Annotated in this window: 21 protein-coding genes, 1 other RNA gene and 2 pseudogenes; 18 read left to right on the forward strand and 6 right to left on the reverse strand. The window is 35.9% G+C overall.

Annotation, left to right across the window (positions count from 1 at the left end; translation table 11 throughout):
• Positions 1-323 precede the first annotated feature (323 nt).
• The 6 genes and pseudogenes from vanR to ACJ9PY_RS12110 all read left to right on the forward strand — a co-directional run bounded on the left by vanR (position 324) and on the right by ACJ9PY_RS12110 (position 4,812).
• On the forward strand, positions 324-1,019 hold the full coding sequence (gene vanR / locus ACJ9PY_RS12085; RefSeq protein WP_400449215.1) for a vancomycin resistance response regulator transcription factor, VanR-F/VanR-M family: 696 nt from the start codon (positions 324-326) through the stop codon (positions 1,017-1,019).
• Positions 1,012-2,109 (forward strand): vancomycin resistance histidine kinase VanS, encoded by a 1,098-nt coding sequence (gene vanS / locus ACJ9PY_RS12090; RefSeq protein ID WP_411740113.1) that lies wholly within the window; start codon positions 1,012-1,014, stop codon positions 2,107-2,109. Before vanR ends, vanS begins: the two co-directional genes overlap by 8 nt.
• Before the next feature lie 117 nt (positions 2,110-2,226).
• Entirely contained in the window at positions 2,227-3,090 is an 864-nt protein-coding gene (gene vanY, locus ACJ9PY_RS12095; RefSeq protein ID WP_411740114.1) for a VanY-A/VanY-F/VanY-M family D-Ala-D-Ala carboxypeptidase, read from the forward strand.
• A gap of 54 nt (positions 3,091-3,144) precedes the next feature.
• Positions 3,145-3,358 (forward strand): annotated as a pseudogene (locus ACJ9PY_RS12100) (VanZ family protein); the annotation flags it as partial.
• A 25-nt stretch (positions 3,359-3,383) separates the two neighbouring features.
• On the forward strand, positions 3,384-3,773 hold the full coding sequence (locus ACJ9PY_RS12105) for a hypothetical protein (RefSeq protein ID WP_411740115.1): 390 nt from the start codon (positions 3,384-3,386) through the stop codon (positions 3,771-3,773).
• Positions 3,774-3,933: 160 nt separating this feature from the next.
• Positions 3,934-4,812: a YitT family protein gene (locus ACJ9PY_RS12110; RefSeq protein ID WP_411740269.1), complete on the forward strand. Its 879-nt coding sequence runs from the start codon at positions 3,934-3,936 to the stop codon at positions 4,810-4,812.
• 387 nt (positions 4,813-5,199) lie between these two features.
• Here ACJ9PY_RS12110 and ACJ9PY_RS12115 read toward each other — a convergent pair whose 3' ends face one another.
• Positions 5,200-5,463, reverse strand: a complete 264-nt coding sequence (locus ACJ9PY_RS12115) for a hypothetical protein (protein ID WP_411740116.1) — start codon at positions 5,461-5,463, stop codon at positions 5,200-5,202.
• A gap of 230 nt (positions 5,464-5,693) precedes the next feature.
• Here ACJ9PY_RS12115 and ACJ9PY_RS12120 point away from each other — a divergent pair.
• Positions 5,694-5,842, forward strand: a pseudogene (locus ACJ9PY_RS12120) (hypothetical protein); the annotation flags it as partial.
• Positions 5,843-6,813: 971 nt separating this feature from the next.
• A complete protein-coding gene (locus ACJ9PY_RS12125) occupies positions 6,814-7,062 on the forward strand; it encodes a hypothetical protein (protein WP_106026440.1) in 249 nt (82 codons plus the stop codon).
• Between the two features lie 139 nt (positions 7,063-7,201).
• On the opposite strand, the gene ACJ9PY_RS12130 is transcribed toward ACJ9PY_RS12125, so the two are convergent.
• A complete protein-coding gene (locus tag ACJ9PY_RS12130) occupies positions 7,202-7,741 on the reverse strand; it encodes an ECF transporter S component (RefSeq protein WP_145505727.1) in 540 nt (179 codons plus the stop codon).
• A 209-nt stretch (positions 7,742-7,950) separates the two neighbouring features.
• Here ACJ9PY_RS12130 and ACJ9PY_RS12135 point away from each other — a divergent pair, with 209 nt between their 5' ends.
• Positions 7,951-8,799: a pyridoxamine kinase gene (locus ACJ9PY_RS12135; protein WP_278090139.1), complete on the forward strand. Its 849-nt coding sequence runs from the start codon at positions 7,951-7,953 to the stop codon at positions 8,797-8,799.
• 630 nt (positions 8,800-9,429) lie between these two features.
• On the opposite strand, the gene ACJ9PY_RS12140 is transcribed toward ACJ9PY_RS12135, so the two are convergent.
• Complete coding sequence (locus tag ACJ9PY_RS12140; protein ID WP_061463132.1) at positions 9,430-9,663, reverse strand: helix-turn-helix domain-containing protein; 234 nt, start codon at positions 9,661-9,663, stop codon at positions 9,430-9,432.
• 77 nt (positions 9,664-9,740) lie between these two features.
• Between ACJ9PY_RS12140 and ACJ9PY_RS12145 the strand changes: the two genes are divergently transcribed.
• Positions 9,741-10,001, forward strand: coding sequence for a hypothetical protein (locus ACJ9PY_RS12145; RefSeq protein WP_411740117.1), 261 nt, complete (start codon positions 9,741-9,743; stop codon positions 9,999-10,001).
• Positions 10,001-10,153, forward strand: a complete 153-nt coding sequence (locus ACJ9PY_RS12150) for a hypothetical protein (RefSeq protein ID WP_411740118.1) — start codon at positions 10,001-10,003, stop codon at positions 10,151-10,153. The genes ACJ9PY_RS12145 and ACJ9PY_RS12150 overlap by 1 nt, the downstream gene beginning before the upstream one ends.
• A 359-nt stretch (positions 10,154-10,512) precedes the next feature.
• On the opposite strand, the gene ACJ9PY_RS12155 is transcribed toward ACJ9PY_RS12150, so the two are convergent.
• Positions 10,513-11,574 (reverse strand): DUF3900 domain-containing protein, encoded by a 1,062-nt coding sequence (locus tag ACJ9PY_RS12155; protein WP_106026435.1) that lies wholly within the window; start codon positions 11,572-11,574, stop codon positions 10,513-10,515.
• Positions 11,575-12,079: 505 nt separating this feature from the next.
• On the opposite strand from ACJ9PY_RS12155, the gene ACJ9PY_RS12160 reads away from it, so the two are divergent.
• On the forward strand, positions 12,080-13,492 hold the full coding sequence (locus tag ACJ9PY_RS12160) for an amino acid permease (RefSeq protein WP_187049371.1): 1,413 nt from the start codon (positions 12,080-12,082) through the stop codon (positions 13,490-13,492).
• A 521-nt stretch (positions 13,493-14,013) separates the two neighbouring features.
• Positions 14,014-15,312, forward strand: coding sequence for a protoglobin domain-containing protein (locus tag ACJ9PY_RS12165; RefSeq protein WP_411740119.1), 1,299 nt, complete (start codon positions 14,014-14,016; stop codon positions 15,310-15,312).
• Between the two features lie 309 nt (positions 15,313-15,621).
• Here ACJ9PY_RS12165 and tatA read toward each other — a convergent pair whose 3' ends face one another.
• Entirely contained in the window at positions 15,622-15,828 is a 207-nt protein-coding gene (tatA, locus tag ACJ9PY_RS12170; RefSeq protein ID WP_145505702.1) for a twin-arginine translocase TatA/TatE family subunit, read from the reverse strand.
• A gap of 361 nt (positions 15,829-16,189) precedes the next feature.
• Between tatA and ssrS the strand changes: the two genes are divergently transcribed.
• From ssrS to ACJ9PY_RS12195, 5 genes are all read left to right on the forward strand, one after another.
• A non-coding RNA gene (gene ssrS / locus ACJ9PY_RS12175) (6S RNA) lies at positions 16,190-16,377 on the forward strand.
• Positions 16,378-16,703: 326 nt separating this feature from the next.
• On the forward strand, positions 16,704-18,071 hold the full coding sequence (locus ACJ9PY_RS12180) for an MFS transporter (RefSeq protein WP_268936971.1): 1,368 nt from the start codon (positions 16,704-16,706) through the stop codon (positions 18,069-18,071).
• 299 nt (positions 18,072-18,370) lie between these two features.
• Positions 18,371-18,559, forward strand: a complete 189-nt coding sequence (locus ACJ9PY_RS12185; protein ID WP_053534951.1) for a hypothetical protein — start codon at positions 18,371-18,373, stop codon at positions 18,557-18,559.
• A gap of 716 nt (positions 18,560-19,275) precedes the next feature.
• Complete coding sequence (locus ACJ9PY_RS12190) at positions 19,276-20,247, forward strand: family 43 glycosylhydrolase (RefSeq protein WP_411740120.1); 972 nt, start codon at positions 19,276-19,278, stop codon at positions 20,245-20,247.
• Between the two features lie 123 nt (positions 20,248-20,370).
• On the forward strand, positions 20,371-21,621 hold the full coding sequence (locus ACJ9PY_RS12195; RefSeq protein WP_411740121.1) for an MFS transporter: 1,251 nt from the start codon (positions 20,371-20,373) through the stop codon (positions 21,619-21,621).
• Between the two features lie 283 nt (positions 21,622-21,904).
• Here the strand turns inward: ACJ9PY_RS12195 and ACJ9PY_RS12200 are convergent, their stop codons facing one another.
• Entirely contained in the window at positions 21,905-22,231 is a 327-nt protein-coding gene (locus ACJ9PY_RS12200; protein WP_411740122.1) for a YnfA family protein, read from the reverse strand.
• Between the last annotated feature and the right edge of the window lie 110 nt (positions 22,232-22,341).

The raw sequence follows: 22,341 nt of genomic DNA on the forward strand, positions 1-22,341 counted from the left end.
GCTGTAACATTTTCACTTTATTGCGTGATGTTACGTTTTTTAACAAATTTGTTAATGATGAATCACCCTGTTTTGGGACCTTTCGTGAAAATGATACTCCCTCTTTTATTTAAGAATTCGTAGCCTTTTTTTTCTGAACAGGTAGCCGGATACTAAACTTGAGGTATTGCGTTACGAACTACAAAGACTTATATTCAATAATCGGGCAGCTTGTGGAATAAACAAGTGATAATTGAACTCGGCAAAAACAGCCGATTTTTTTACGATACAACTTCGCAACACTTATTGACGATTAATGATAACTTTTTCTAGGGGTGGAATACATGGAAAATATAAAAATTTTAATAGCTGATGATGATGTTGAGATTGCTGATTTGGTTGCTATACATTTAGAGAAAGAAGGATATCGTGTCATTAAGGTATCGGATGGGCAAGAAACCATTGATGTTATCCAGACTCAACCAATTGATTTACTGATTTTGGATATTATGATGCCGAAAATGGATGGATATGAAGTTACCCGTCGCATTCGCGAAAAACATAATATGCCGATTATTTTTTTGAGCGCTAAAACGTCTGATTTTGATAAAGTGCAGGGACTCGTGATTGGAGCAGACGATTATATGACGAAACCATTTATACCCATTGAATTGGTAGCTCGGGTAAATGCACAGCTGCGGCGCTTTATGAAATTGAATCAACCTAAATACAAACAGGATACAAACTTGGAATTTGGAGGATTAACGATTTCTCCTGAACAACGTACAGTTACTCTATATGGTAAGAATATTGAATTAACACCGAAAGAGTTTAAAATTTTATATTTATTAGCCAGTAATCCAAATAAAGTCTATAATGCAGAAGATATTTTTCAGAAGGTATGGGGGGATGCATACTATGAAGGGGGGAATACCGTTATGGTTCATATTCGCACTTTGCGAAAAAAACTTGAAGAGGATAAACGAAAAAACAAATTGATAAAAACTGTATGGGGGGTAGGTTATAAATTCAATGGGTAATATTCTGCGAGGCTTTCGTTCAAAAATGATTATATTGTTAGGTTTAAGCATGTTGTTATCTAGCGTCATAACATATTTCCTCTTTAAAGTACTCCAATTGTATTATTATTCAAATGTTAATTATGGAGATACACTAGCCTATTTTCGCAAAATCATACAAAATATTGGAGACCTTAACGTCTTTTTGCTTGTATTTATCACGCTTTCGATATTATTCTTCTTTTTACTTACAAAACCCTATTCTGCCTATTTCAATGAGATTTCGAAAGGAATTCATTATCTCGCTCAGGGCGACTTTAAGCATCGAGTTCAAATATTGTCAAATGATGAATTTAGTGATATTGCACAAGGCATTAACCTGGCAAGTGAAAAATTGGAACAAGCCATAGAGAGGGGTGACTTTTCGGAGAGTAGTAAAGAGCAGTTAGTAGTTAATTTGGCTCATGATTTGCGCACACCTCTTACCTCTGTTTTAGGTTATTTAGATTTAATCCTTAAGGATGATAATTTGACAGAAAATCAGGTCAGGCATTATTTAACGATTGCCTTTACCAAATCTCAACGCTTGGAAAGGTTAATTGATGAATTATTCGAAATAACAAGGATGAATTATGGGATGTTAGCAGTTGAACAGAAACAAATCGATTTAAGTGAGCTACTTGTTCAATTGAAAGAAGAATTGTATCCTGTCTTTGAGAAAAATGATTTGATAGCAAGAATGAATATCACTTCCCCTCTATCTATTATGGGTGATGGAGAGTTATTGGCACGTGTGTTTGAAAATCTTCTGGTTAATGCAAATCGCTATGGGTATGAGGGGCAGTATGTGGATATCAACGGTTTTATTGATTCAGAGGAAGTGGTTATTCAAGTTATCAATTATGGGGATGCCATTCCTCCAGATGAACTGCCTCATATTTTTGATATGCTTTATACTGGTGACAAAGCACGAACTCATCAAGAAAATAGTACAGGTCTCGGTTTATTCATTGCGAAGAATATTGTAGAGCAACACAATGGGACAATATCCGCCGCAAGTGATTTAATACGCACTATATTTGAAGTCCGATTACCAATGGCGGATTCCTAAGAAGTTTAATAATAAGATCCAAGTGAAAATTTAAGAAAAATTTAATGTTTACCCCACTTTTTATTTTAAAAGTTTTTCCTATCCTATAAACAAGTTACATCAAGGAGGAGACTAAAAATGAAAAAGTGGGGATTTTTATTGGTTTTTGCATTAATTCTAGTTTTTATTTTTAAGATATTACCGATATCCCAAGATAAAGTAGAGGATCAAATATATGAACAAAATGATAATAAAGCTATTGAAAATCCCCTAAAGATTGAGATTACAGAAGAGCAGATCCATCAAGGGAATCTGCTTTTGGTTAACAGTGAATATGCTGTTGAACAAGCTGGTATACAATCGGATATCATAAATTTATTTGCACACAAAGGATTAACTACCGGATACCAGTTACCTAATAATGAAATAAAATTATCAGAAGAAATAGCTGAAAAATTTTCGGAGATGATAGCTGCGGCTGAAGAGGATTGGGTTAGTAATTTTTTAATTAGCAGTGGTTATCGAGATTTTGATGAGCAAAACAGACTGTACAAGGAGATGGGGGCTGACTATGCTTTGCCAGCCGGGCATAGCGAACACAATTTAGGATTAGCACTCGATGTAGGGTCTACTCAAATGAAGATGAAAGAAGCACTTGAAGGAGAGTGGATAGAAGAAAATGCTTGGAAAAACGGCTTTATCTTACGCTATCCCGCAAATAAAACGTATATTACAGGAATTCAATATGAACCATGGCATATTCGCTATGTCGGCTTGCCTCACAGTGCGATTATGCAGGAAATGAATTTAGCTTTGGAAGAATATCTGGATTATTTAAAAGATGAAAAGAGCATTTCTATTAGTGTTGAAGGGAAAAAATATACAATTTCATATTATCCCATTTCTCAAAACGGGACAATTGAAGTTAAAGTACCAGCGAATGAACAGTATGAAATATCTGGTAATAATATGGACGGAGTGATTGTGACCACATTGAATTAGGTTCAAAAATGATAAAGTCTTAGTTTTAAATGTAAAGTAGGAAACGTATTCTATCTGCTTACACTTACAGTTTTGTACACTTATTTTTGTACTATTATTTATTGTGTTTCAAATTGTATTCTTATTAAAGGCGCAAAAATATTTAAGCATTTTCTATGGGGGGATGTTTTTCTTTTCTACCTCTCACTAGAAATCAATACTTCCATTTTCTTCTGAAGGTATTACTACATATATGTTGAACCTTTTTCTATTTATACCGTTAGGTTTTTGAACACCTTAGGGGCGATTATTGGATGTTAGCAGGCGGGGATTTTGGTTCACTCTTATGCCGTATTAATATAAATGGCAGTATCATACTAAACCCTGTCAATGCAGGGATATACATATATGCTATTAAGTACACATTCAGAAGAATTGCCATTATTAATGTTATTTTAGAGACAGGTTCAGCTCTGTATTGTATCCAAACTGCAAAATCAGGTACAGGAGCTATTTCAGGATGTTACGCTTCAGCATATGTGAGTCCTATCAATGCTTCGTCAGTATTAGGGCGTTCATCTGATTGGTTAGTGGATTTATCAGGTAACTTTGCTACAGCACCTAACGATTGTGCAGATGATTCTACTTTTAGAGGGAATGGAATTCTCAGAATTAGAAAAACTGGTGCTTGGGTAACGATGTGAAAACCAATAACAACAATCAAACGCTAACAAGAATAGCAGTTTTATTTTGGCTAAATTAGGAAGATGTAACAAAGTTGGAACTTCTATATTCAAAGTTATTTTTCCTGATTTAATATTAGAGTATAATAGTAATAAATAAATAATAAAAGGTGTGATTTTTCTGACGGAAGCACTAAAAAAACAGCATAGAAAGTTACCTCGTTTGATAATTATCCAACGGATCATTCTTATTACAATTGGTGCTTTGCTAATGGCCACTGGATTGGAAATCTTTTTAATTCCCAATCATGTAATTGATGGAGGCATTACAGGCATTTCCATTATGCTTTCTCACATTACCGGAATAAAACTGGGAATCTTTCTATTCCTTTTGAACCTACCATTTGTATTTCTGGGATATAAACAGTTTGGAAAAACTTTTGCTATATCTACTATATATGGGATTATAATGCTTTCCATTTTTGCGACATATTTTCATCCTATCCCGCCCTTCACCGAAGATATCCTTCTTGCTACAATTTTTGGCGGTATTTTTTTAGGTATAGGTGTGGGAATAGTAATTCGTAACGGTGGTGCTCTTGATGGTACAGAAATACTTTCGATTGTAATAAGTAAAAAAGTGCCTTTTTCTGTTGGTGAAATTGTTATGTTCATCAATCTATTTATACTTGGTTCTGCCGGATTCGTTTACACATGGGATAGAGCTATGTATTCAATCTTAGCTTATGTAATAGCTGCTAAAGCCATTGACATTGTTATTACTGGAATGGAAGAAACAAAGTCAGTTTGGATAATTAGCGATGAAGCAAAAGAGATGGGTGATGCAATCAATAGCCGATTAGGACGGGGTGTAACATACTTACATGGTGAGGGTGCTTTTACTGGAGAAGACAAGAAGGTTATTTTCTGTGTAATTACCAGACTTGAAGAATCCAAGTTAACTACAATTGTTGAAGAAATCGACCCTTCATCTTTCTTAGCAATGGCAAATATTGCGGAAGTACGTGGAGGAAGGTTCAAAAAGAGAGATATTCATTAATGTTAACCACACAGGAAGCGCTCATAACTTGAGTGCTTTTTTTTGCATACTTTTTTAACAGGATCGGAATAATTTACAGTAAAAAACATTGGAGAATAAAATGCAGTTAGTATTTACTGCGCTTTTTTTATTAGCAGGGATTAAATGGGGCAATTGGATTATTATCAGACCATCTTATTCTTTATTATTGGTGATCTTCTATATAGTCGTTTACTCAATAACCATCAACTGTGGGCTTATCAAGAAATATTTTAAGTGTTTTGGAAACATTAAGTCTGAAATTTTATTATTAACAAAATCCAAACCGTCCCAAAAGGGTGGCTTTTCCTTTAACCAAGTGATGTCTTATTCTTTTTTAGAATTTAATACACAGAAAAGGCACTTAACCTATTGGTCGAGTGCTTTTTGTGTCTTTTTTAATACTTCTTTATTTTTATTAATGAAAACTTTATTTCTTAATATCATTTCTTTATTATTAAGCTCATTATTTAGTTCGGTAGTATTGTTCAGTTTCTCTAGAAGTGAGATTATTGATGGCATTGCTAATAATTCATGGAAAGCTATGTTTGTTTTAATAGATAAGATTTTTAGCTCAGTAAGTTGACGAGGAGATAAAAAAGACTCAAATGGTTGCCTTTCATTTATTTCCATGATTGTATCCTCCATATGATGTGAATTATTAAATTGTAATTTAATTATAAAATAGATAAGTTCAATAAATGTATTAATCATGTAAAGATTTGATGAATTGTAGAAGGTTGGATAAAATTAGGGTAATATCCTGTTAATATGGTAAAAAATTGATGATGAATAGGGAGAGATTATAATAAGATACAACTAAATACTCAGATGTTTTTTCTGAAGACTCATTTTGGAAGAAGATTAAAAAATTCGGCAAAAAAGCAGGGGTTAAAGTTGGTTATGTAGCTTTACTATTGTTTTACACACTTCAAAAACCACTCCTGTTTGGGCAAAGACAGTAATTGTTGGAGCGCTGGGGTATTTTATACTTCTGATTGATTTAATTCCTTACCATTTGGAGCTTTAAATTGGGTTCTGTTTTTTACTGCTCTATCACGATGATTTTTACCTGTATTACCTGCCATAGTACTCACCTCACTTTCTACTATTTTATAACATTAGTAGGAAATTATATGTAGGATAAAATATTCTTCGACTGTCGAAGTTAACAATTTCTAACAGGAAGTTATTGGGATTTGTTCGGATGATTAAAGAGAAATTAAAACGCAAAAGAATTATTAGAGAAGGAAAATACTTAAACAAGACGATTAGCGTTCAAAAATGCTTTAAAACTTGTATTTGGGGCTGTTGTTGGGATGACTGTTGCTACTTTTATAGTTCAAGACTTGTATAAAATTAGGAACTTATTTCGCTTGCCACAAATGGGGTAAAAAGAAGCCTAAAGTTAAAAAGGCTTGTAAAGCACTAGGATACTGGTAAAATATCCGAAACTAAGGGGGAAACACGTTGTTTGACATACCTGACTTTTCGAGAATAAATATGCTGAAATTATCGTTACATTCTTTGCTTTTATGCATTTTATTAAGCTTAGTTTGTTTAATTATCAACGATGTTTTTTCAATTATCGTTGATAAAAGAATTAATTTAAATTTATTTTTCATTCCAATAATCATGGTCTTTTGGGTTTTGATAGCAGTTAAAAAACCAACATACCAAAAATGATTTCTGGATAGGAGTCTGGGCAAAATGCTCAGGCTTTTTTTATTTGTCTAAATAAGGATGTGTTAACCGTGAATCTATTCATGCATGGATGATCCGTATGACAGAAGGCGAGAGACTAATTTAATATTGGCGGGTATGGATAATCATAATTACTATTGGCTGAAATGTAAGGATCGATAGTTAAGTGTATGTAGGATTAAGAAGTTAAGGACATGATGAGTATACAACTACTTAAGCTATGCAGTAAGTGTGGTGAGGTAATAGAGCATGGTAATGGTACGGTACGATGGGGGATGAGTGAAAAAAATACATAACCTGCGAGGAAATGGCTATTTTGTAAATGAACCTAACTACGAATTAATGGCTAAGGCGTTTACGGAACTATACTTTAGTTTTACTAAAGGTGGATCTGGAGATGTAGAATTCGACAAATTAGGCACAATAGCTTTATTTTCTGCATTGGCAAATGATGAAGAAGGGAAACAAAAGGAATTAGATAAAATGAGAGCTCACGTTAAAAGACTTAAGAATGAAAAAAAGAAATAGATAAAGTCTTGTCGTGGTCATCTAGTTTACCCTCTGCATGCAGAGTACCGATAAAAAGGGAAGCAAACAAAACATAGCCCCCAAATACACCATCCATGTAGTATTTGGGGGCTACTTGACGTTTACCTTTTTAGCGAATTTACTTAAAATGAGGAACCTTTTTCAAAGCCACACAAACTGGAACGGCAACGATAATTCCTAATATATTTTGAACGAGATCTCCAGGTATCGAAGCTAAAGGTGCAATCCAATTACCGTATAGAATCCCTTCACCAATATAATAAACAGCTATCATAAATGGAATTGAAACGATTGTTGCTATTACATTGAAAGCAATGCTAGTACCGTTGCGACCCTTTGACCAAGTGATTTTACCAACAATATATCCTTGCAAACCACGCGCCACAATGGTGATAGGTGCCCACAATGTCCACCCTCCAACTATATCAAATAACCCCATTCCTATCGCACCAGCAAGAGCTGCTTTTTTAGGACCAAATAAAATAGATGCAATAAAAAGCATAGCTGTTCCTAGATGAACTAACCCTCCATTTGCGGCAATTGGCAGTTTAATATTCAAAAAGAATGTAGATAGGAACACAAGAGCAATCAACATTGCGGTAATAATTAAATCCATAGTTTTTTGACTTGACCTTGAATAACTTTGTGTATTTTGCATATCTGTAAACCTTCCTAACTAGAATTTTCCTATGATTTTAGCAAAAGACTGGTGTCTATAAAAGTGTCAATTTATTAAAAAACTATGAGGTCAGTTGATAAAAAATACAGATATTATACATATTGAAAAGAGAGAGGAGATGACTGTTTTTAGCTGATTTATGATAAGATAAATAAAGTTTAAAGTGGATAGGCCATAAGGAGGTTATTATGAAAAAAGTTGCTGTACTACAGGATTTATCATCTTTTGGAAAATGTTCATTAACAGCTGCAATTCCGGTTCTTTCGGTCATGGGCGTGCAGGCATGCCCTTTACCAACGGCCATATTGACTGCGCAAACCGGATATCCAAGTTTTTTTTGTGAAGATTTTACATCCAAAATGAAAAACTTCATAGAAGAATGGAGCAAGCTTAATGTAACCTTTGATGGAATCTATACCGGCTTCGTTACTGGTGAAGAGCAAATTAATAATATTTTTCATTTTTTAGATAAATTTTATACAAAAGAAACCATTTTACTTGTTGATCCAGTAATGGGGGATATAGGAGAAGTCTATAAACTTTTTACCGATGAATTACTGGTACTTATGAGAGAACTGGTGAAGCGTGCAGATGTCATTACACCAAATGTTACAGAGTGCTGTTTATTAACCGGATTGTCTTATGAAAAGCTGCATAGCTATTCTAACGAAGAGGACTATATTAAAGCGATAGAAGAAGCAGGGAAAATGTTGCAGCAAGAAACGGGAGCTCAGGTTATCATCACTGGAATGAATCCACCGTCAGCAGATTCAGAGAAGCAGTTTATCGGAAATATGTATTTGGACGGAAGTAGAACCTTTTATAGTGCGACGCAGTATAACGGTGAAAGCTATTCAGGTACTGGTGATTTATTTGCATCTGTGATTATGGGAAGCATGATGCGTGGAGAGAACCTAGAAAAATCCGTACAGCTCGCAGTGGCATTCCTGACAGAGGCTATCAATGATTCCTCCTTGGAGCAAATTCCTAAAGTAGAAGGAGTTAACTTCGAAAAATATTTACGAATGTTATTATGAATGCTTTAAAAAATGGAAAAAATAGAGTAACAAAAGCTCGGCTTTTTGACTAACCGAGCTTTTTGTATAAATCAAATAGTGCTTATATTTTGCTGAATATTGTAAAAAATCACTTAAATAATAAGGAAACTTTCTATTTACCTCACAACAGCCAGTATTTATGTTCGTTAAAGTTTGAAAATATTTAACTTCCATAGACCTTTACAAAGATTAAGAAAAATTACTTGAAGAAAAAACAATATTATCTACAATCGAGGAATTAGAAGCTCTATTTCCTGATAAGGATAGATCAGAAATTATAAAGAAAATGCGTCAATTAGGTTGCTTAGAATTAAAAAACGTAAAAATTCCATGGAGTGCAAAAACAAATAAAGAAGATAGACCGCCTTGTAAAATTACTTATGCTAATTAGCCTAATATGGAATTAATGGCTAAAGCATTCACTCACCTATATTATGAACTATTAAAAAAGGGTAAACTTAACGATAAACCTTGGCTTGAAGAGGAATGAAAAAAGCTAAGGAATATACCTCAGCTCAGTTAAGGAGAATTAATAAAGAAAGAAAAGCTAGTGATAATAATATTTTTTACAATGAATTTCCTGTTTATACAAAAGACCACCAGTAATTGCTATTGGTGGTTTTCTTCAGTTTGAACTAATTCAATTTCAAATAAATCTTCTATAGATATATCTAATGCTCTGGATATTAAAACTGTATGAGTATCCTTATGACTTTCTAATTTATCAAACCTTGAAATGTTTCCTTGAGGGATTCCTGTAAGTTCACTCAATTTAACTTGTGTCATTCCTCTTTCCTTCAATACTTTACCTAATCTTGGAGTGACCTTTACTGTAGTTTTCATTCTCATACAACCCCTCAAGACGGACAACGAAAAAATCCAAACAAAAAACAGCCGAAAGGCAAAAGGGGATAAATAATATGACAACTCAAACAATCGAGGTTAAAAAGGTATTCGTAACTGACAACCAAGAGCAATGGATTGTATTTGAAGAAGAAATGCAAGCAGGATTCCAATACAAACTTGCTACTATTGACGACCTTCACGATTATGTAGCTGGAACTGGCGAAGTGTTTACATACAACGTAGCAACATCAGAGGGTGTGGTTCAATGGCATGAAGAACACTTTTCTTATGATTCTCCAGTTGACTACATCTGTGAATACAGGGTGATCAACTAATGAATAACAGATATCTTCCTTCCATTACTCTCACCAATGATGTCCTCCAAGAAATTATCACAGCCACTGAGTTAGAGATTACCGAGTTAAAGAAGCAACTTGATAAATACGATAGGAAAGGTAATAAAGAAGCTGCAAAAGCCACGGTGTAAGTGTTATTCGCTACAATGAGGAATCTAACATCTTATGAGAAAATGCAAAAGAATCTTCCTAAACGTGGCAGGCAAGGGGAAATTTATAATTTTGGAATACCAGAACGTGAAGTTGTATGAAAACAAGTTCTATAAGAAAAGAGCCTAAGTAGCAGTATTTACTTAGGCTCATGATAAGCATGCATTTCTAAAAAATATATTTAACTTCTTAATTGAAAATAGGACTTAGAAAAAATAAACAAACTGGAGAAACTACTAACAAAAGTTAGTAGTTAGATTTAAGAGTATTAATAGTATTTTAAGGTCTAAAATTGATCACATACTGCTCACATTTTTGCTCACAAAACTCGGACTATTTATCAACTTTTATTTATGATTTTTTCGATTAGTATTTGCAAATCATCCGGCTTATGAAACTCAATCGGCGAAACGCCTTTATCGAATTCTATTGTATTGGATTCTATCATCAATACATATTTCCCATTAATCTTTCCTAAATGGATGCTTTCGCCAAAATCGGCTAACAGTCCTTTGACGGATGTACTGCCAAGCTTCATTCGCATTTCGGCTTCAGGTGTATGCTCGACAATCTGGGCTGTGGCTTCGACGACTTGGTGTGTTTCTAGGCGTTCCTGAATTTCCCGCTTTTCACTGGTTTCCCAGATTTCCAGGTCCTGTTCGAATTTCTGCAGTTCGTCACTGTTTTCTTCGAATTGAGCGGATACATGTTCATGAACCATGTGTATGACCTGGTTTTTCATGATTTCTGGCATCGATTCGCCATATTCTACGAACTTCAAAAAGTCCTCGAAGTAGCGGGCATGTGAGGCTTGATGGATTTTCAGCTCGGCTTCTTCGACCATTCCTTCTTCGGGCATGTATGGGTATTGGATGGATTTCATATTTTTAGTGGTGATTGCCATTTCAACGTGCCTAATCAAGGTCCGTTCATCCGAAATGGAAGCAACTTTTGGCTCAAAATCACATTTTAGTAAGAAAACGAATGGTTCATCAAGATATTTCGTTAATTTTGCCGATGCGATTATGAAGACACCGCCACGGACGGCACTTGTATCAATATAAGATCGCGTGAATTGTTCATTTTCCTCTTGGAATTCCTGTTTTGTTTTTGCATATCGAACACGGTTAAATACATTGTAATTAGGGTTGGAATCGAGTGCATGTCCTTCTTCGACAATAAAAGATCCAATTTTGGTCGGTATTTGTTCAGTTTTTGGATGACGGTCGACTTTTCGTTTGGAAATCTTCATCAATTCCCCATCCAAAAAATCCTTTAAAGGACTTTCTTCGTATTCTTCAGTATCAAGAGTTTGGAAATGTTTAAAACGCTTATCAGCCTGATCGCCTTTTCCTTCGACTTGGATTAAATAAAAAGACAGATAGGTAATTGCAAAATCCATGAATGTCACCTTCTTCAATTATTAAGCATAATTCCCGTACTTTTTTTAAGACTTAATAAGTATAGTGATGTACTTTGATTCCGTCAAACTATTGGCGCATGAATGATCAGAATAATATTGGAGTATTATTTCATAATAATACATATACAAAAATAACGAATGATCCAATATTGGATTAAAAATATTAGAACTTTTACAAGAAAAAATTAATCGAAATACTCTAATAGCTTACTTTATTGATATTAAAATAATGAATTTGTTCATCCTTATTTGTTAAATATTGATATTCCTGTTGAATATTAAGGATTCCCTTCCAAGTAAAATTCAAAAAACAGAATTTTACAATAATAAATCATTGACGAAGGAAGGGGTAATACGTATAATTTGAAAGTCAGACAATTCAGGAATTGTAGAAATTTGTCGAAATTTCTTCGATATAAATGGTAAGTGAATTTATTTGTCTGTAGTTTTCAGAATAGTCTATAAAATTTACGGAGGAAAGAACATGAGTATTTTTAGGAAGAAGTCCATTGAGGACTTGTTGAAAAACGCAGGTTCCGGCGGTAAAGGATTGAAACGGGAACTAGGAGCTTGGGATTTAACGATGCTAGGAATCGGAGCGATTATTGGGACAGGCATATTTGTATTAACAGGTACTGGTGCAGTGAATGCTGGTCCTGCACTTTCATTATCTTTCGTCATTGCTGGGCTTGCCTGTTTATTCGCTGCACTTTCTTATGCAGAATTTGCAGCTTCCGTGCCGGTATCCGGTTCGACTTATACGTATGCTTATGCAACTTTAGGTGAATTCGCCGCTTGGATAATCGGATGGGATTTGATTCTTGAATACTTATTGGCTGTTAGTGCCGTATCGGCCGGGTGGTCGGGCTATTTCCAATCATTTTTAAGTGGATTCGGAATTAACTTTCCAGAGAAATTGACGGCGGCACCGGGTTCGGTCGAAGGTGTCACGACTTATATGAACTTGCCGGCCTTTTTGATCGTCATGGCGATAACCTTTTTGATTTCCATAGGTACGAAACAAACGACTAGAATCAATAATATCATGGTCGTTATTAAAGTGTTGGTAGTGTTGTTGTTCATCGTTTCTTCTATTTATTATGTGAAACCGGAAAACTGGCAGCCTTTCATGCCATTTGGTATCGATGGAGTATTTTCAACTGCCGCCTTAATGTTCTTTGCTTTCATCGGCTTTGATGCAGTTGCATCTGCGGCTGAAGAAACAAGAAATCCAGGTAGGAATTTACCACGGGGAATCCTCGGTTCATTAGTCATTTGTGTAGTGCTTTATATGGCGGTAAGTTTGATCATGACTGGTGTAGTACCGTATGCACAATTCAGCCAGGCTCTTGATCACCCGATTTCTTTGGTCTTGCAAAGCGCAGGACAAAATTGGGTTGCAGGTATCATCGATCTAGGTGCCTTCCTCGGAATGACAACGGTGATTTTGGTAATGTTGTATGGCCAAACGCGAATTATGTTTGCAATGTCACGTGATGGGCTGATGCCAAAATCCTTATCAAAACTTCATAAAAAATATAAAACACCTTATGCAGCTTCATGGATATTTGGTATGATAGCGGCCCTATTGGGAGCATTCATACCTCTTGGTGAATTGGCAGAGTTGGTCAACATTGGAACATTGACTGCTTTTACGATGATTTCCGTAGCGGTTATCGTTTTACGTAAAACAAGACCGGATATGAAACGAGCTTTTTATTGTCCGGCAGTACCGCTCGTTCCTGGCCTGGCAATCGTTTTTTGTGTATTCTTGATGATTCAGCTAGGGAGTCATACATGGATAAGGTTTTTAATCTGGATGGCTATCGGAGTAGTCATTTACTTCGCTTATTCCCGTAAGCATTCCAACCTTAACCAGCAGGAAAAAGATCATTGAAAAAGACACTTTTTGAGCGTTTCAGTTTGACGACTAAAGGAGTTAGGAAGGCTATCTCCCCGAACCAAGATTTTAAATGAAAACTTGGTTATCCTTCATGTTTTTGTTTTTCGCTAGCTATTTATTCAGCAGGAGTGTCGCGAGCTTATCCAAGTGTTCGAAATGAGTCCAGCCTACAGTTTTTTCTTAAAAATATATTCCGGTTGATTGGAACGGAAGGTACGAGACTCCTACGGGAAAAGAGCGTCCAATTGAGACCCCACAGGCACCAAGAGCGCCGAGGAGGCTCCCGGACCGCCGGCGGAAAGCGAGTGCCCTACGTTCCAATCAACGTTCATATTCTACACTCTCTCAAAAAAAGTATACGGTCTGAGACACTCTCTGGAGTGTCTTTTTTTGTTTGGACATATATCGTTCATAAGTATTATGTGAAAGAAGAAAATTTTTCAAAGTGAATTAAGATAAACAGACTTTATGTCGAAATAGTATATATGGGTTAAAAAATGGGGGGCAATTCAATCATGAAAAGAATATGGAGAAATAAACAAAAGATAGATTCTATAGACTATACGCAATATAAAGAACACGTCAGTATCAATATCAAGGAATATCCGAGCGTATTGAATCAAGTGGAAATGATTCATTTGAGCATCGAGGATTTGTGTATAATTCGTTCTTTACAGGAACAAGTGAAGGAACATTTGACACAAATTGTAGAGAACTTTTATAAAAATCTAGAAAATGAACCCTCTTTAATGAAAATCATTAAGGACAATGGTTCTGTTGATAGGTTGAAAAAGACACTGCATCGTCATATGTTCGAAATGTTTAGCGGAACCATTGATGATGCGTATATTAAACAGCGTTATATTATCGCACAAGTACATGTGCGAATTGGACTTCCGCCAAAATGGTATATGAGTGCATTTCAGGATTTATTGCAATCATTGATCCTTCATGTGATTTCCAACATAAAAAATATTGAGCAATATCAAGATAACATTCTGGCTGTCACTAAAATTTTTAATTTAGAGCAGCAAATAGTTTTAGAAGCATATGAACTTGAAAATGAGAAGATTCGCCAAAAAGACTTAGCAGAAAAAGAGACGATGAAACTACAGGTCAATCATAATGCAGAGGAATTGGCAGCAATCAGTCAAGAGACCAGTTCAGCAACTCAATTAATGGCAAATAAGGTAGGGGAAATTCATGATTTCACCCAAAAGGGGTCCGAGATTGCCATACATGCAGAGGGAAAGTCAAATGAGGGAGTGGAACTGTTACAAGGATTAGAGAAAAGATTGGTGAAAACGCAGGATCAAATGACGATCATTTCAAAAGATATGGAGCAGCTTTCCAATACTTCAAAGGAAATTGAACGAATTGTCACGATCATCACTTCAATTGCCGAGCAAACGAATTTGTTGGCGTTGAACGCAGCGATCGAAGCGGCAAGAGCTGGTGAAAATGGTAAAGGATTTGCGGTTGTCGCTGGTGAGGTAAGGAAGCTATCGGAAAATACCAAGGACTCGGTATCTGAAGTAGTGAAATTGGTTAATGGAATCGCTCATTTTACCAATGTCATGAACACGTCAATTTCCATGGTTAGCGGGGAAATTACTAAAGGCACGAAACAAGGAAAAGAAACGGGCATATTTTTTACTGATATAGCAAAGGCCATGCTTTTTGTGAAAGAGCAGAATATTAAGATCACCAAGGAAATGACAGAGCTGAATGAAATATTCGATGAAATTAATGAAGCGTTCAATCAAGTGGCCGTTTCCTCGGATCAATTGACTCAATTGACAATGAACTTGTAATGAAGTTGAACGGTTTTGCAGAACAGTATTTTAATAAACAACTCGATAGAATATATCTAAAAACCCCCAAAGCAGTCTATAGAATATGAATAAACTATAAATAGGGATTTAAATTACTTCCCAATGGATGCCGTTAACAGGCTGCTCATTAAATCACTTGATAAAATATAAGTTTAATGTTATATTAATAAAGCGATGAGCTAATTTGTGTAAGTCGAAGAACAAGCTTTTAGCTAAACGTCGGGATGTGGCCTGACGGTTCTGCGCCACAAACGCATCAAAGACGCCTGCTGCGTGCAGGCGTCTTTTTCATTTTATCGTTTCTTTTTTTGCAGCTTGTACGTCATCTTTGAATTCCTCTTGTATTTCTTCTGTTATTCCCTTGGTTGCATCTTTAAATTCCCTAAGTGAGTTGCCGACTGCCCGTCCGATTTGAGGCAGCTTGTTCGGTCCAAAAACAATTAAAGCTAAAAGAAGGATTAAAATTAAACCGGGAAAACCAATGTTTGATAGCATAATCAGTCACTCCAATCAAATCTATTAGTTAATATTATAGACTCCTTCCATGTATTTGCAAATGGTATTTAGAATATATTATAGTGTTGAACATCCGATGATCTTTGGAAGACAAACGCTTTCAATTCCGTCTCCATTTTATCTTGCACATTCTATCTTAAAATATTTACTTACCCAAGTATGATATTCCCTGAAATGATATCAATGAAAGTGGGGGACGGATAGTGTAATCAGAGTGCCATTTGACGTTTTGGGCATGAAACTAATTTGGCTGCACCAGCTTAATGTCCGGCATGAAATTTTTTTGTTGCATGGGAATGATTAAACTTGCAAGTTTGAAGATATTTCGGTATTATAACTATACAAGCTGCGTTGTTCGTAATGATAATTAAGTTTTAACCTTTAAGCTGTAATAGGGAGTTTTATATTGAAACAGGAATGTTATGCCTCGTCACTGACTTGGACAACAGGATTGCTTCTGCAAACACCCACTTTGAGGAGTGGTGGTTTAAAACTTTCTTACTTGAATACGGCAATAGCGGCTTACTACTTTAATAATTAGAAACCAGTCCGATAAGGGACTGGTTTTTTGTTGTTTTTTGGTTTGGTACGTTGAAGATCCGTATAAAAAAAGATGATATCCAGAAATTGCGAATACCATGTTAGTAACCGGGTTATGTGAAGGCTTCAAGAATTATGAATAATATGTGAAAGTTTTTATTGAAATATCAGATAATTAGCATTTATAATAACAATTAGATAACTCGGTTCACTATTTGTATAAAAATATGTGAGTCGAATATTTTTTGAATGATTACGTAAGCGCTATCATTTGGATGGAATTATTGCAGTCACCTAGAGAGGAGAAAGATTTTATGGCTAAAATTAATACGACCGAGGTAATTGGCAACAGTAAATTTAACCGCTTTCATTTAGGATTGCTGGCATGGTGTTTTATCATTATCCTTTTTGACGGCTATGACCTTGTCGTTTACGGAACAGTCGTCCCGTTATTGACAGAGGAATGGAACCTTACTTCCGTGGAAGCTGGGGCCATGGGCAGCTACGGTCTATTTGGAATGTTGTTCGGGGCCATCTTCTTTGGTACATTAGCAGATCGGATTGGCAGGAAAAACGTAATCGCGATTACACTTATTTTATTTAGTTTATTTACGCTTTTATGTGGATTTGCGGATACGCCTACGATGTTTTCGACTTTCCGATTCCTGGCGGGGTTAGGGCTTGGGGGCATCATGCCGAACGTCATTGCCTTATTGACGGATTATGCACCGAAAACGATGCGGAGCATGGTCGTTTCAATCGTTTTGTGCGGTTACTCATTCGGAGGGATGCTTGCGCCGATACTGGGCATCCTGGTTATGCCGACACTGGGTTGGGAATCAATATTCTGGTTTGCCGGAATACCATTGTTGTTTTTACCCTTCATGATGAAACGTTTACCAGAGGCTTCGACCCATCTGATCAGAGTCAACAAAAAGGAAGAACTAATCAGAATATTATCCAAGGTAAGTCCGGAAAGTGAATTCGACATCAAGGACGAACTTGTGGAAGTGAAAAAAACAGAAGCCAATATGCCGATTGTTGGATTGTTTAAGGATTCCCGTACTCTTAGCACATTGATGTTCTGGATCGCCTTTTTCATGTGCTTATTGATGGTATATGGCTTGAATACATGGCTTCCAAAGCTAATGATCGAGGCAGGGTATGCGTTGAATTCAAGCTTAGGTTTCTTGATCGTCCTTCAAGGCGGCGCTATCGTAGGCACGCTAATCATCGCTAAACTTTGTGATCGTTATGGTTCCAAGAAAATGCTTGTGCCGATGTATGCGCTTGGTGCTGTAAGTTTGACGCTATTGGGAATGGGCGGAAGCTCATTTGTGATTTACACATTGGTAGCGATTGCTGGAGCCTGTACCATTGGTGCCCAAAACCTTGTACAAGCCTATGTTTCCCAGTACTATCCGCCGAATATTAGATCGACTGCACTAGGGGTGGCATCTGGTATCGGAAGGATTGGCGGCATGCTCGGGCCCATACTCGGCGGATTTTTATTATCCATCTCGCTGCCCATCCAATTGAATTTCATCGCCTTCGCCATTCCGGGTCTCATTGCTGCAGTTGCCTTATCATTCGTTCCAGTGAAAATGGCTTATTATAAACATGATCACTCGGAACCAACTGAAGAAATGGGCGTAGAAGCCAATAAAATGAACGTCTTGTGAACTATATGCATGAAATGCAGTGCTTGGATACCCATGCTGTCATTTCATGCCTATTTGTTTTTTTAGTCTTTTTTGCCATAAATGAAATGGAAAATTGACAAGAAATAGCGTAAAGGTTTTCCAGGAGTTGTTTGGCGTGACCTACTTTTGAGAAAAGTTGCTTAAATGTTCATATTTTCGCAATATGAGTCACTCTTACTATAAAGAATAAATGTTAGAATGATGGTACGGATAATTAATTCTCCCTTGAAGTGGAGCGAACTAGAAATTAATCTCATCTTTTGTGAGGAGTCAATACTTTGAAAATTTTAAAACATGTAATTTTTTGGTTATGCATTATAGGGACATTATTCTCTATGATTTATTTCTTTGTAGCGGACATTCCGTTATATGTTAAATTGTTAGGCGGAGCCATCATCCTTTATCTTGGTTATGATCTAATAACAGAATCAAGGAAAAGAAAGCGTAAAGAAGCCTTGGAAGCTTAAAACTATATTAGGTAAAAGCCCTCTTTAATAGGGCTCAGACTGTAGTCAAACTCGATGAAAATCGATTTGGCTACAGTTTTTTTATGGCTTGTACAATTTGAACGTTGATTGGAACATACAAACTGAGCCCTCTTTTGATAAGAGGGGCATCTTTAAGCGCATCAAGAATTGGGCAATCCTTAGTTGAATAATTTGACCATGGTATTCGGAGGGGGAAATTGCATGTATCGAGGATCAGTAAACTTGTCAATAAGGGGAAAGTGATTTCTGGCCACAAGTGGTTTTATAATTGCTTGAATTATAGACAAGATAGTTAACATAAAGGTTTCGATATAGAAATGGTTTTTCTCAGTGTCACCATTCACCTTTCAATCTAACAAGGTTCAAATGAATTTTAAAAGATGTACGTATAAATTATGCAATATATTCATCTAAATTTTCAAAATAATAACAAAAGAAAGCGTTGACATCTTTAAAAAGACAAATTATTATTTATTTGTACGGATAAATATTAAGAATATTTACACTTTTGTAAAATTAGTCCGTATTAATTATCGATTTCTTTATCATTAAGATTTATCGGGCGGAGCAAAAAATATTAAATATATCCAATAGGGGGGATCTCAGCCGTCAGAAAAAATTTCAGATATCGTTATCGAAATAGATAATTGCAACAAGATTCAAAGAGTAGACGTAAACACAAAGGAGACTAAAATATGAATACAATGCAAACTTATAAGAACCCAATTGTTGAACAAAGAGCAGATCCTTGGGTATATAAGCATTCGGATAACTATTATTATTTTGTTGCATCCGTACCAGAATATGACCGACTTGAAATCAGGCGATCTAAAACTATTCAAGGAATAGGTAAAGCGGAGGCTATTACTGTCTGGAGAAAAAATGAGACTGGACCGCAAAGCTCACTGATTTGGGCTCCAGAACTTCATTTTATAAAGGGAAAATGGTACATCTACTTCGCTGCAGCGAGAACCGACCAACCGGTAAACGGAACGTTCGACCACCGAATGTTTGTACTTGAGAATGAAAGTCCCGATCCATTAAAGGGAGAATGGATTCATAAGGGACAAGTTAAGACTGAATGGGAATCTTTTTCATTAGATGCTACCGCTTTTGAACATAAAGGTATTTTATATTATGTATGGGCTCAAAGGGATTTTAACATTAAAGGTAATTCCAATATATATATTGCGGAAATGGAAAATCCTTGGACAATTAAGGGGCCGCAGGTAATGCTTTCAAAGCCTGAATTACCTTGGGAGACTATTGGTTTCCATGTAAATGAGGGTCCAGCAATGCTTAAAAGAAATGGAAAGGTTTTCATTACTTATTCATGCAGTGCAACAGATCATAATTATTGCATGGGTTTACTAACGGCTGAGGAAGATAGTGATTTGTTAGACCCTGCTTCTTGGACTAAATCTCCAAATCCTGTTTTTCAAAGTGCACCGGAAAATGGACAATATGGACCAGGTCATAATAGCTTTACAGTTTCAGAGGATGGGAGCGAGGATATTTTAATTTACCATGCCCGTAATTATACCGAAATTGAAGGGGACCCCTTGTATGATCCCAATCGTCATACACGGGCACAAGTATTTAAATGGAACCAGGATGGCTCTCCAAACTTTGGGATCCCATTACCGGATGCGGTGAATAAAAGTTAAAGTAAAAGCTAGTGATGAAATATTAATATTCAGCTTGGAATCTTTCTGCAATGCCGTGGAAAGATTCACTTGCATTTTAGCATAGTTAAATTTGACTTATATAATACGTAAAGGGGACCTTATATGAATGTTTCTAAAGGTTTTTGGAATTTTGGAGGACTATTTTATTTTTACTTTATAATTTGGGCAATCGTTCTTGGTTTCCTCCCATTATGGTTAGAAGATGTTGCCGGTCTTAACCCAAGTGAAACAGGCATTGTTTTTTCATCGATGTCATTAATTGCACTATGTTATCAACCTTTTTTAGGAATCATTTCAGATAAATTGGGATTCAAAAAAAACTTATTTTGGGTTGTCGTAATCCTTTTAATGTTTATGGGGCCTTTCTTCAGCTTCCTTTATGCCCCATTACTAAAAGCGAATATAGTTATAGGAGCAATTATAGGAAGTGTATACCTTAGTGCAGTATTCAACGGCGGGGTGGGGGTTGTTGAATCCTATATAGAAAGAGTGAGTCGTAATAATGGTTTTGAATATGGCAGGGTAAGGTTATTCGGATCTATAGCAGGGGCTACGGCCTCATTGATTGGGGGAGTAATGTTTGTAAAAAACCCTAATTCAATTTTTTGGTTTGCATCAGGTGCTGCAGTTTTTTTAGCTATCTTATTATTTATGGCTAAAATAGAAGGTCAAGACCATATCAAGTCAGTAGGCTCGAAGGATAAAGGAAATGAAATTAGTAAAAAAGCTGTTTTTTCGATATTTAAAATAAAGAACTTCTGGTACCTTTCATTCTTAATAATCGGCACGGCCGCCATATATGATGTGTTCGATCAACAGTTTCCTAACTATTATGTACAATTCTTTTCTTCTAAAGAATATGGAACGGATATATTTAGTAAGCTAGTCTCCATTCAAGTTGGACTTGAAGCCATATTAATGATTTTTGCCCCTGTGATCGTAAATAAAATGGGTGCTAAAAATGGGCTGATTCTTTTCGGTGTATTAACTTTCGTTCGTATTTTTGGAAGTGCAATAGCTACGGGCCCTGTTCTCTTATCAATATTCAGGTTGATTGCAGCTTTTGAAATGCCCTTACTCTTAGTTTCCATTTTTAAATACATTACAGGAGTATTTGATACTAGGCTAAGTGCAACCATTTATTTACTGGCATTTAATTTTGCGAAACAGAGTGCCATTACTATTTTTTCTTCTGTAGCGGGTAGTATGTATTCATTCATGGGTTTCCAAAACACATATTATTGCTTAAGCGCAGTTGTTTTACTTGTTACCCTTATTTCTTACTTTACTCTATCAAATGACAAAAAAATGCAAATCGAAATTAAACCGCCCCTTTATAGTGCAACTAACTAATAAACATGAGTTGTATTCTATTTGGGAACCAGTTTATGAAAAAGATTATCATAAATTATGTATGCGTTTTCAAATGTTTAATTGAAGAACTTTGCGACACTCCTGCAAGAAAAACTTGGTAGCCGAGACACCAAGACGCTTGCTTTGATGAGACTTGGCAGACAGTTGGCGGAATGGGAGCCGATTTCTGAAAAGCTGGAACGTTTTTTTATAAAAAAACGTTCCAGCTTTTCTTTGAGTTTATCTACAGTCTGATTAAAGGGTCTTATGCCCTTTAATTCTTTTACTGTCTAGGGCCCCATATAATGACTGAAACACCGATCAAACAGATTACAGCTCCAATCCAATCATATAAATCAGGGGTTTTCTTATCGATGCCCCACCCCCATAAAACAGAAAGAACAATGAAAACCCCGCCATATGCAACATATACACGGCCAAAGGTAGGGAACGTTTGAAATGTTGCAATGATGCCGTATAACACCAGCCCGAAACCTCCGGCTAAACCTAGAAAAATGGATTTACCTTCTCTTAACCAAAGCCAAATAAGGTAACCGCCGCCAATTTCCGCCAGACCAGCCATAACGAAAATTACAATAGTAACCAACATATATGTATACCTCGCTTCCTCGTTGAAATTTTATCATAGATGAAACAGTAAATGATCATACTTTACAGTGTTGTTAGTAAATTAAACTGGCATCACCGTTAAGGCATGAA

Origin of the sequence: Peribacillus sp. S4, assembly GCF_046715815.1 — a bacterium.
Taxonomy (GTDB): domain Bacteria; phylum Bacillota; class Bacilli; order Bacillales; family DSM-1321; genus Peribacillus; species Peribacillus frigoritolerans.